The organism is Phytopseudomonas straminea, from assembly GCF_900112645.1.
Classification (GTDB): domain Bacteria; phylum Pseudomonadota; class Gammaproteobacteria; order Pseudomonadales; family Pseudomonadaceae; genus Aquipseudomonas; species Aquipseudomonas straminea.
On the sequence record NZ_FOMO01000007.1, the window covers coordinates 177,249 to 187,650 of the forward strand.

Consider the following 10,402-nt stretch of genomic DNA (forward strand, 5'->3'; position numbering starts at 1 on the left):
TCGCAAGCCCGCTCCCACAAAAGCAGTGCAGTATCTGCTTTTGATTGTGTTGATAATGAATTCTTTGCGTAGTGCAGATCTGACCCCATGTCCGCTGTCGGCCATCCATTGATCGAGCGTTTCATCGAGGCTTTGTGGCTGGAGAAGGGCCTGTCCGCCCATACTCAGTCGGCCTATCGCAGTGATTTGGCGCTGCTCAACGGCTGGCTGCAGGCCCGCGATGTCGAGCTGCAGGCGGTGGGCCGCGAGGTGCTGCTCGATCATCTGGCCTGGCGCATGAATGAAGGCTACAAGGCGCGCTCCACGGCGCGGCTGATTTCCGGCATGCGCGGCTTCTACCGCTTCCTGCTGCGCGAGGGCATCATCGACACCGATCCCACGCTGCAGGTCGACATGCCGCAGCTTGGCCGGCCGCTGCCCAAGTCGCTGTCCGAGGCGGATGTCGAGGCGCTGCTGGCCGCGCCGGATCTGGATGATCCCATCGGCCTGCGTGATCGCGCCATGCTCGAGGTGCTGTATGCCTGTGGTCTGCGGGTCAGCGAGCTGGTCGGGCTGACGCTCGAGCAGGTCAATCTTCGCCAGGGCGTGCTACGGGTGTTCGGCAAGGGCAGCAAGGAGCGCCTGGTGCCCATGGGGGAGGAAGCCATCGGCTGGGTCGAGCGCTATTGTCGTGAGGCACGGCCTGCGCTGCTGGCTGGTCGGCCCGCGGACGTGCTATTCCCGAGCCTGCGTGGCGAGCAGATGACCCGGCAAACCTTCTGGCACCGCATCAAGCATCACGCCCAGGTGGCGGGGATCGCCAAGTCGCTGTCGCCGCACACTTTGCGTCATGCCTTCGCGACTCATCTGCTCAACCACGGCGCTGACCTGCGCGTGGTGCAGATGCTGCTGGGTCACAGTGATCTGTCCACCACGCAGATCTACACCCACATCGCCCGCGCGCGCTTGCAGGCGTTGCATGCTCAGCACCATCCGCGTGGCTGAATCGGCTGGCGCCAGTTGGCGCTTTGCGTCTGCCGGGCGCAGCCTGGGGCGCCGGTTATGGTAGTCTCTGTGCTTTCCCTGTCACCCCGTCGCTCGATAGGAGTTTTCATGCGTGTGACCCGCATCGTCGCGGCCATGGCTCTCGGCCTGGTCAGCACCCTCGGCCATGCAGCCGACCCGGATCAGGCGATCCGCAAGAACCTGCTTTCCATCCAGCCCGATCTGCCGATCGAAACCATTGCCGAGAGCCCGATGCCCGGCGTTTATCAGGTTCAGCTCAAGGGTGGTCGCCAGCTTTACGCCAGTGCCGATGGGCAGTTCGTGATGCAGGGCTACCTGTTTCAGTTCAAGGATGGCCAGGCCATCAACCTGACCGAAGCAGAGGAAAGCAAGGCCATCGCCAAGCAGATCAACGCCATTCCGGCCAAGGACATGGTGGTGTTCGCGCCGAAAGAGCCGAAAACCCATATCACCGTATTTACCGACACCGACTGCGCCTATTGCCAGAAGCTGCACAGCGAAGTTGGCGAGCTGAACAAGCTTGGCGTCGAGGTGCGTTACCTGGCCTTCCCGCGTCAGGGGATGGGCAGCAAGGGTGCCAAGGATCTGGCTAGTGTGTGGTGTTCCAAGGACCGCCAGGCCGCGATGAACAAGGCCAAGGCGCGTGAGTCGATTCCCCAGGTCAGCTGCGACAATCCGGTAGCGCAGGAGTACCAGCTAGGGCAGGCGATCGGCGTCAACGGCACGCCGGCGATCATTCTTGAGAACGGCAAGATGATCCCCGGTTACCAGCCCGCCGCGCAGCTGGCGAAGCTGGCCCTGGAAGCCAAGTGATTCGAACTGGGGTAGTCGATTGACTATCCCTTGGCCGCTTCGTAATGTGCGGCTCTTTTTCCACGGCTGGCGCCCGCGTCGGCCGTTTTACGCAGTGCAGTTGGGGAGTCTAGTGTGAATCCGGTCAAAGTAGGCATCTGTGGGCTGGGTACCGTCGGTGGCGGTACCGTGAATGTGCTCAAGCGCAACGCCGAGGAAATCGCGCGTCGTGCCGGGCGTGGCATCGAGGTGGCGCAGATTGCCACCCGCACACCCAAGCCCCAGTACCAGTCGACCGGTATTACCATGACCGACGATGTCTTCGCGGTGGCCAGCAACCCCGAGATCGATATCGTCGTGGAGCTCATCGGCGGCTACAGCGTTGCCCGTGAGCTGGTCCTCAAGGCCATCGAGAATGGCAAGCACGTGGTCACCGCCAACAAGGCGCTGATCGCCGTGCATGGCAACGAGATCTTCGCTCGCGCCCGCGAGAAGGGCGTGATCGTCGCGTTCGAGGCGGCGGTGGCTGGTGGCATCCCCGTGATCAAGGCGATCCGCGAAGGCCTGTCGGCCAACCGTATCAACTGGCTGGCCGGTATCATCAACGGCACCGGCAACTTCATCCTCAGCGAGATGCGCGAGAAGGGGCGTACCTTCGAAGACGTGCTGGCCGAAGCCCAGGCCCTGGGTTACGCCGAAGCCGATCCGACCTTCGACGTCGAAGGCATCGACGCGGCCCACAAATTGACCATCCTGGCGTCCATCGCGTTCGGCATTCCGCTGCAGTTCGACAAGGCCTACACCGAAGGCATCACCAAGCTGACCACTGCCGACGTGAACTACGCCGAGGCGCTGGGCTATCGCATCAAGCACCTGGGTGTGGCGCGCCGTACCGACGCCGGCATCGAGCTGCGCGTGCACCCGACGCTGATCCCGGCCGACCGTCTGATCGCCAACGTCAATGGCGTGATGAACGCGGTGATGGTCAATGGTGACGCTGCTGGCAGCACCCTGTTCTACGGCGCGGGTGCTGGCATGGAAGCGACCGCTTCGGCCGTGGTGGCCGATCTGGTCGACGTGGTGCGTGCACTGACCACCGACCCGACCAACCGCGTGCCGCACCTGGCCTTCCAGCCGGATTCGTTGTCCGACCACCCGATCCTGTCGATCACCGCCTGCGAGAGCGCCTACTACCTGCGCATCCAGGCCAAGGATCGCCCGGGTGTGCTGGCCCAGGTGGCGAGTATCCTGTCGGAGCGCGGCATCAACATCGAATCGATCATGCAGAAGGAAGTCGAGGAGCAAGACGGCCTGGTGCCGATGATCCTGGTCACTCATCGCGTTGCCGAGCAGCGCATGAACGACGCCATTTCTGCCCTGGAAGCGCTGGCCGACGTCGTCGGCAACGTGGTGCGCATCCGCGTCGAACAACTCAGCTAATTTCGTCGCGCGCCGCGACCTGCTCGCGGCGCGACGCCCCAAACCGAAGGTTTGCAGACCATGCGCTATATCAGCACTCGCGGCCAGGCACCGGCCCTGAATTTCGAAGACGTCCTGCTGGCCGGCCTGGCCACTGATGGCGGCCTGTACGTGCCGGAAAACCTGCCACGCTTCAGTCAGGAAGAGATCGCCTCCTGGGCGGGCCTGCCTTATCACGAGCTGGCCTTCCGGGTGATGCGCCCGTTCGTGACCGGCAGCATTCCGGATGCCGACTTCAAGAAGATCCTCGAAGACACCTACGGCGTGTTCGAGCACTCGGCCGTGGCGCCGCTGCGTCAGCTGGGTGGCAACGAGTGGGTGCTCGAGCTGTTCCATGGCCCGACACTGGCGTTCAAGGATTTCGCTCTGCAGCTGCTCGGTCGCCTGCTCGACTACGTGCTGGCCAAGCGCAACGAGCGCGTGGTGATCATGGGTGCCACCAGTGGTGACACCGGCTCGGCTGCCATCGAAGGCTGCAAGGCTTGCGAGAACGTGGACATCTTCATCATGCACCCGCACAACCGGGTGTCCGAAGTGCAGCGCCGGCAGATGACCACCATTCTCGGCGACAACATCCACAACATCGCCATCGAGGGCAACTTCGACGACTGTCAGGAGATGGTCAAGGCCAGCTTCGCCGACCAGGGTTTCCTCAAGGGTACGCGCCTGGTGGCGGTCAACTCGATCAACTGGGCGCGGATCATGGCCCAGATCGTCTACTACTTCCACGCGGCCCTGCAGCTCGGCGGTCCGGCGCGTTCGGTGGCCTTCTCGGTGCCGACCGGCAACTTCGGCGACATCTTTGCCGGCTATCTCGCCCGCAACATGGGCCTGCCGGTCAGCCAGCTGATCGTCGCCACCAACCGCAACGACATCCTGCACCGCTTCATGAGCGGCAATCAGTACGCCAAGGGCGAGCTGTACCCGACCCTGTCGCCGTCGATGGACATCATGGTCTCGTCGAACTTCGAGCGTCTGCTGTTCGACCTGCACGGTCGCAACGGCCCGTCGATCGCCGCGCTGATGACCGAATTCCGCCAGACCGGCGGGTTCACCGTCGAAGACGACCGCTGGACCGAGGCGCGCAAGCTGTTCGATTCCCTCGCCGTGAGCGATGAGCAGACCTGCCAGACTATTGCTGAGGTATACGCCGCCACCGGTGAGCTGCTCGACCCGCACACCGCCATCGGTGTGCGTGCTGCTCGCGAGTGCCGTCGCAGCCTGTCGGTGCCGATGGTGGTGCTGGGCACGGCCCATCCGGTGAAGTTCCCGGAGGCCATCGAGAAGTCCGCCGTGGATCTGTCGCCAGCCTTGCCGGCGCACCTGGCCGATCTGTTCGAGCGCGAAGAGCGTTGCACCGTGCTTGCTAACGACTTGCCAACCGTGCAGCAATTCGTGGCGGCACATGGTAATCGCGGCAAGCCGCTGTAAGCGAAGGCGCTGCGAAGCGAAAGGCCTGTCACCGAGAGGTGCCGGCCTTTTGTGTTTGGGGAAGTGGTCGGGGGCGCCTGGTTCATGCCCGCGATTCGCGCGCATGGCGCGCTCCCACAAAGGCTGGTCTGTAGCTATCGGGAAGTAGAGTGGGCTTTAGCCCACCAATCCACCAGAGCGCGTCTGCCTCCAGGCGCTACCGCCGATTGACCGCCGCAATTCGCGCCTGCTGGCAAAGTCGTTTATCCAATTGCCCGACATAGGGGTTGCCCCAGCCCATCACGCAGCCGACCAGTTGGTTGCGTTGGCGCTCCCACTGCTCGGCGGGATAGGTCTTGTTCCAGGCGTTGAACAGCTGGCGGTTCTGCTTGGATAGACGCAACTGGTAGCGGTCGCTCATGTACAGATAGGTGCGGGCGATCATGCCGCGTACCTGCTGGCGCGGCATCACCTTGCGCGCCTTGAAGTCGACTACCGTGGGGCAGGCGCCGTACTGGTTGGGCTTTTGCGGCAGCCAGCCGAAGTCATAGTTGCTGCGGTCGCCATTGACCTCACCAATCGCCGGCACCAGGTTGTGCAGGTCGGCTTCGGCGCGGCGGTAGACACTGTCGTTCTTGCTGCAGTTCTTGCGCCCGCCGTGCTGCCAGCATTGGCGCTGATGGCCGATCTGCCAGGCCGGGACGATATGTTCCCATTCGATGCGTGCCGCGCGGTTGGCATTCTTGCGTGGTGTGTAGCCGCAGCTTTTCAGATCCACGCGGTTGCCTTTGAAGCTGCAGCCGCAATAGAACTCCACCGACTGGCGCTCATAGAGCGTCCAGCCGATCTTCTTGGCTTGAGTGAAATTTTGCGGCGGGGCGGCTTGCAGTGAGGTGCAGAGGGTGAGGCACAGCAGGGTGAGAAGGCTGCGAAACGACATGCGGCTTTCCTAAAAAGTGCCGCATCATACCGGCTCATTGTGGTTTGCCAAGGCTGGCCCATTGATGGCGTCTATCTAGGATTCAATCCCTTCGCTATGCGACGCAGTCGGCGAATTTGTCCCATTTTCTCGGCTAAAGTTCTGCGGCTGACTCCCTCTTTCAGGCCATCGGTGCCTGGGCCCGCAAGACCCCGATCACAGCTCTCGAATAAATTACATGTGATGTATTGAGTTATCACATGTGATGTTCTAGGCTGCGCCACATGGAAAACAAATCATCTGCGCACTACCAGCGTCTTTTCCGTCAGCGTCTGCGCGAGCAGGGGTTGGTGAAGAAGGAGGTCTGGATTCTACCCGAGCATGCCCAGAGGCTCTCGGCGGTCGAAAGGAAACTGCGCCAGCCCCAGCCGGAGCTGGCTTCAATGGAGGAGGGGGTGAGCATGCCTCAGGTTTGGACTGCACAAACGTTGTTCGATGCGCTGTCGGCGACAGAGCCGTTTGCCGATGGCCGCGCGGCCGTCGAGCTGATCCAGGGTGCCGACGCCAGTCTGCACGTGACCATGAAGGAATACGGCGATCTGCCGCTGTTCATCGCTGTGTTCGGCGACCAGATCGTGGTCGAGGCGCTGCTCTGGCCGGCCAGCGACGTGCGCGATGCCGCCGCCTTCAACGAAGAAGTGCTGCGCAGCCACAAGCTGTTCCCGCTGTCCTGCGTCGGGCTGGAAACCCTGCCGGACGGTCAGGCCTGCTACACCATGTTCGGTGCGCTCAGCGCCTCGTCGATCCTGCCCAACGTGGTACTGGAGATCGAAACGCTGGCGGACAACGTCATCAAAGCGACCGAAGCCTACGAAGACTTCCTCAAGGCCAGTGCATAAGGAGACATGCCCATGAACGTCTGGAGCAAATTGCTGACGGCGCTGCGCGGCGGTGCCAATGAAATGGGTGAAGCGCTGGTCGATGGCCAGGCGCTGCGCATTCTCGATCAGGAAATCCGCGACGCTGACGTCGAGCTGCGCAAATCCAAGGAGGCGTTGGCCGAGATTATGGCCAAGCAGAAGCTGGCCGCCGAGCGCGCCAGCAAGTCTGCCGCCAAGATCGCCGAGTATGAGCAGTACGCGGTCAAGGCCCTGGAAGGTGGCAAGGAAGACCTGGCTGCCGAAGTGGCCGGCAAGATCGCCAACCTGGAAATCGAACTGGGCAGCGAGCGCGAGCAGGCCGATGCCTATGCCGCCAGCGTGGCGCAGCTACGCGCCGCAGTGAGCCAGGCGGAAGCCAACATCAAACGCCTGAAACAACAGGTCGATACCGTCAAGGCCACCGAAAGCGTGCAGAAGGCTCAGATGGCCGTGGCCCAGCGTTACGGCGGCTCCCAGGCCAAGTTGCACACTGCGGTCGAGTCGCTGGAGCGCATCAAGCAGCAGCAGGCCGAGCGTGCAGCGAAGATGGAGGCGGCTGCCGAGCTGGCCGAAGCCTCCAACCTCGACGAGTCGCTGGACGCCAAGCTGCGCGCTGCCGGTATCGTCGCCGACAAGAGTAGTGCCGACAGCGTGCTGGCGCGTCTGAAGGACAAAGCCAAGCCCTGATCACAGGCTGGCCCGTAGCGTCATCGATGGTGGAGCCAACAGGCTCCGCCATGTTTTCAGGGATAGGAAACCATGGAAATCTTCCTGCAGGTCTCGTTGGCGTTCCCGACGGTCATCTTCACCTTTCTGCTGTGCCTAGCGGTGGTGTACTGGCTCATCGTCGCGTTCGGCCTGATCGAGATCGACGTGCTCGACATCGAGGCCGATTCCGCCCTGGAAGGCCCGGCGGCAGCGCTCCTGTCCAAGCTCAAACTGCGTGAAGTACCGCTGACCCTGGTGCTGACGCTGTTGTCTTTCTTCGCCTGGTTCATCAGCTATTTCGCCGACCTCTGGCTGCTCGGCCTTTTGCCGCTCGAGTGGCTGCGTTACCCGCTGGGCCTGGCGGTCGCGGTGCTGGCGCTGCTGCTCGCCGTGGCACCTACCCGGCTGTTGTGCGCGCCGCTGCGCCCGTTGTTTCTCAAGCTGGAAGTGACCAGCAGCAAGAGCGTGCTCGGCCAGACCGCCGTGGTGCGCAGCGGGCGGGTGACCGCCAGCCATGGCGAAGCAGTGCTGGAAGACGGTGGCGCCGGGCTGATCCTGCGTGTGCGCGCCGACGAGCAACTGGGTTTCAAGCGTGGCGATCGTGTCGTTTTACTGGAATACCTGGAGGCGCAGCACGCCTACCGGGTGATAACCGAGGATGAGTTCCGCGGCATCTGAACCGGCGGTTCCGTCTGTCTCAAAGGAGATTGAGTGCAATGTACAACCTTCCCCCGTCGTTGATCCCCGTGCTGGTCGGGGTTGGCCTGGTCGCCCTGCTGATCGTCGGCCTGCTGGCGCTGTTCAAGGCCTTCTACATCAAGGTTCCCCAGGGTACGGCACTGATCGTCAACGACATGTCGTCGACGCCCAAGGTGCATTTCACCGGTGCGCTGGTGTACCCGGTCATCCACCTCAAGGAGTTCATGAAGATCTCCCTGATCACCCTGGAAGTCGACCGCCGCGCCAAGGACGGGCTGATCTGCCGCGACAACATGCGCGCCGACATCACCGTGGCCTTCTACCTGCGCGTCAACGAGACCCAAGAAGACGTGCTCAAGGTTGCCAAGGCCATCGGCGTGGAACGCGCCTCTGACCGTGCGGCGGTCAACGAGCTGTTCAACGCCAAGTTCTCCGAAGCCCTGAAGACCGTCGGCAAGCAGTTCGACTTTGTGCAGCTGTTCGAGAACCGCCAGGATTTCCGCGACCGCATTGTCGAGGTGATCGGCAACGACCTCAACGGTTACGTACTCGAAGACGTGGCCATCGACTACCTGGAGCAGACCTCCAAGGCCTCGCTGGACCCAAGCAACATTCTCGATGCCGAAGGTATCCGCAAGATCACCGAGCTGACCGCCGCGCAGAACGTCATCACCAATGACCTGGAGCGCAACGAAGAGCTGGCGATCAAGAAGAAGAACGTCGAAACCCGTGAGGCGACCCTGGCCCTGGAGCGTCAGCAGGCCGATGCCGAAGCGCGCCAGAAGCGCGAGGTGGAGACCATTCGCGCCCGCGAGGAAGCGGAAACCCTCAAGGTGCGCGAAGAAGAGCGCCTGAAGGCCGAGCAGGCGCGTATCCAGACCCAGCAGGAGCTGGACATCCGCGCCGAGAATCACCAGCGTGAAGTGGAAGTGGCCCAGCAGAACCGCCAGCGCGCGGTGGTCATCGAGGTCGAGAAGGTCACCCGCGCCAAGGATCTGGAAGTGGTAGCCCGCGAGCGCGAGGTCGAGCTGCAGCGCATCGAGAAGGAAAAGGCGCTCGAAGAAGAACGCAAGAACATCGCCAGCGTGGTGCGCGAGCGCGTGGCGGTGGAAAAGACCGTCGCCCAGGAAGAAGAGCGCATCAAGGAAGTACGCGAAGTCTCCGAAGCCGAGCGCCTGAAGCAGGTCACCGTGCTCAACGCTCAGGCCGAAGCCGAGCAGGAGCTGGTGCGCCAGGTCAAACAGGCCGAAGCCGACGAAACCCGTTCCAAGCACAAGGCGGTAGAAATCAACAACCTCGCCCAGGCCGAGCTGGAAGCCGCGGCCAAGAGTGCCGAGGCCAAGAAGAAACTGGCCGAAGGCATCGAAGCCGAGCGCGCTGCGCCTGGCCTGGCCGATGCGCGTGTGCGTGAAGTCACCGCTGCGGCGAAAGAGAAGGAAGGTCTGGCCGAGGCTCGCGTGCAGGCCGAGCGTCTGATCGCGGAAGCCAAGGGCGAGCAGGAGAAAGGTCTGGCCCAGGCCCGCGTGGTCGAAGCGCAGGCGGCCGCCAAGGAAAAAGACGGTCTGGCCGACGCCAAGGTGTTGGAAGAGAAGCTCGGCGCCCAGGCACGTGGCGAAGAGCAGCTCGGTACTGCCAAGGCCAAGGCGACCCAGGATCTGGGCATGGCCGAAGCGCAGGTGCTGCTGGAGCGTCTGAACGCCGAGGCAGAAGGTCTGGGCAAGAAGTTCGGTGCTCTCGACGCGCTCAGCGACAATGCTCGCCAGCACGAAGAGTTCCGCATGCAGTTGGAGAAGAGCTTCGAGGAGGCCATGGCCGCGATTGCTGCCAACAAGGAAATCGCCAAGGACCAGGCCGAGGTACTGGCCACCGCGCTGGCCAAGGCGAAGATCGAGATCGTCGGCGGCGAAGGCGACTTCTTCAACTCGTTCGCCAAGTCCCTGTCGGTCGGCAAGGCCATCGAGGGCGTGGTCGGCAAGAGCCCGGTGGTGCAGGACGTGCTTGCGCGTCTGCTGCAGGGCCGCGCCACTGAAGCCAAGCCGGCAGCGGTAGGCGACGCGGACGCGGTGTAAGTCTGAATGCCGGTGCCAGCCTGTGCGGGCTGGCGCCGGTCACGGATCAGGCGCGCAACAGCTGCGCGCATTCAGGCCGTCATGGCCTGCCTCAATGACAAGGAAAGTGGCATGTCGCAATCTAGAGATCACCTGGAAATGACCTTTCGCAGCATCCAGTGCTTTGCCGATGACGGCCGCCTGGACGCCGCCGAACTGGGCTCGCTGCTGGAAATCGCCGAGCGTGACGGCGTGATCGATGACGACGAGATCCGCGTACTGACGCGCATCATCGCCCGTATCAAACCCGAGGAGCTCGACGCCGCGATGCGCGAGAAGCTCGCCGAGATCGCCCGCAAGATCGGTGCCTGAGCACCGCCTCATTTTTTTCGGCCCCGCCCATGACGGGGCCTTGCTTGCAG

General features: G+C 62.9%; 10 protein-coding genes. 9 read left to right on the top strand and 1 reads right to left on the bottom strand.

Annotation, left to right across the window (positions count from 1 at the left end; genetic code table 11):
• The first annotated feature begins 87 nt into the window (after nucleotides 1-87).
• From xerD to thrC, 4 genes are all read left to right on the top strand, one after another.
• On the top strand, nucleotides 88-984 hold the full coding sequence (gene xerD / locus BM279_RS17685) for a site-specific tyrosine recombinase XerD (RefSeq protein ID WP_093505854.1): 897 nt from the start codon (nucleotides 88-90) through the stop codon (nucleotides 982-984).
• Nucleotides 985-1,092: 108 nt separating this feature from the next.
• The gene (locus BM279_RS17690; RefSeq protein WP_093505856.1) at nucleotides 1,093-1,818 is read left to right on the top strand and encodes a thioredoxin fold domain-containing protein; all 726 of its coding nucleotides are present in this window, start codon (nucleotides 1,093-1,095) and stop codon (nucleotides 1,816-1,818) included.
• A 114-nt stretch (nucleotides 1,819-1,932) separates the two neighbouring features.
• On the top strand, nucleotides 1,933-3,237 hold the full coding sequence (locus BM279_RS17695) for a homoserine dehydrogenase (protein ID WP_093505858.1): 1,305 nt from the start codon (nucleotides 1,933-1,935) through the stop codon (nucleotides 3,235-3,237).
• Nucleotides 3,238-3,297: 60 nt separating this feature from the next.
• Nucleotides 3,298-4,707, top strand: a complete 1,410-nt coding sequence (thrC, locus tag BM279_RS17700; protein WP_093505860.1) for a threonine synthase — start codon at nucleotides 3,298-3,300, stop codon at nucleotides 4,705-4,707.
• 196 nt (nucleotides 4,708-4,903) lie between these two features.
• Here the strand turns inward: thrC and BM279_RS17705 are convergent, their stop codons facing one another.
• On the bottom strand, nucleotides 4,904-5,626 hold the full coding sequence (locus BM279_RS17705; protein ID WP_093505862.1) for an endonuclease: 723 nt from the start codon (nucleotides 5,624-5,626) through the stop codon (nucleotides 4,904-4,906).
• A gap of 263 nt (nucleotides 5,627-5,889) precedes the next feature.
• Here BM279_RS17705 and bacA point away from each other — a divergent pair, with 263 nt between their 5' ends.
• The 5 genes from bacA (at nucleotide 5,890) to BM279_RS17730 (ending at nucleotide 10,352) form a co-directional block, all read left to right on the top strand.
• Nucleotides 5,890-6,504 carry a biofilm formation regulator BacA gene (gene bacA, locus BM279_RS17710; RefSeq protein WP_093505865.1) on the top strand — a complete coding sequence of 205 codons (615 nt, stop codon included), beginning with the start codon at nucleotides 5,890-5,892 and terminating at the stop codon, nucleotides 6,502-6,504.
• A 12-nt stretch (nucleotides 6,505-6,516) separates the two neighbouring features.
• The gene (locus tag BM279_RS17715; protein ID WP_093505867.1) at nucleotides 6,517-7,212 is read left to right on the top strand and encodes a PspA/IM30 family protein; all 696 of its coding nucleotides are present in this window, start codon (nucleotides 6,517-6,519) and stop codon (nucleotides 7,210-7,212) included.
• 72 nt (nucleotides 7,213-7,284) lie between these two features.
• Entirely contained in the window at nucleotides 7,285-7,911 is a 627-nt protein-coding gene (locus BM279_RS17720) for an OB-fold-containig protein (RefSeq protein WP_093505869.1), read from the top strand.
• Between the two features lie 38 nt (nucleotides 7,912-7,949).
• On the top strand, nucleotides 7,950-10,001 hold the full coding sequence (locus BM279_RS17725) for a flotillin family protein (RefSeq protein WP_093505871.1): 2,052 nt from the start codon (nucleotides 7,950-7,952) through the stop codon (nucleotides 9,999-10,001).
• Between the two features lie 111 nt (nucleotides 10,002-10,112).
• Entirely contained in the window at nucleotides 10,113-10,352 is a 240-nt protein-coding gene (locus tag BM279_RS17730) for a hypothetical protein (protein WP_027905948.1), read from the top strand.
• Nucleotides 10,353-10,402: the final 50 nt, after the last annotated feature.

Coding starts and splice junctions, on each gene's coding strand:
- BM279_RS17725 (WP_093505871.1), top strand. CDS start 7,950: ATGTACAACCTTCCCCCGTCGTTGATCCCCGTGCTGGTCGGGGTTGGC.
- BM279_RS17730 (WP_027905948.1), top strand. CDS start 10,113: ATGTCGCAATCTAGAGATCACCTGGAAATGACCTTTCGCAGCATCCAG.
- thrC (WP_093505860.1), top strand. CDS start 3,298: ATGCGCTATATCAGCACTCGCGGCCAGGCACCGGCCCTGAATTTCGAA.
- BM279_RS17720 (WP_093505869.1), top strand. CDS start 7,285: ATGGAAATCTTCCTGCAGGTCTCGTTGGCGTTCCCGACGGTCATCTTC.
- BM279_RS17715 (WP_093505867.1), top strand. CDS start 6,517: ATGAACGTCTGGAGCAAATTGCTGACGGCGCTGCGCGGCGGTGCCAAT.
- BM279_RS17705 (WP_093505862.1), bottom strand. CDS start 5,626: ATGTCGTTTCGCAGCCTTCTCACCCTGCTGTGCCTCACCCTCTGCACC.
- xerD (WP_093505854.1), top strand. CDS start 88: ATGTCCGCTGTCGGCCATCCATTGATCGAGCGTTTCATCGAGGCTTTG.
- bacA (WP_093505865.1), top strand. CDS start 5,890: ATGGAAAACAAATCATCTGCGCACTACCAGCGTCTTTTCCGTCAGCGT.
- BM279_RS17690 (WP_093505856.1), top strand. CDS start 1,093: ATGCGTGTGACCCGCATCGTCGCGGCCATGGCTCTCGGCCTGGTCAGC.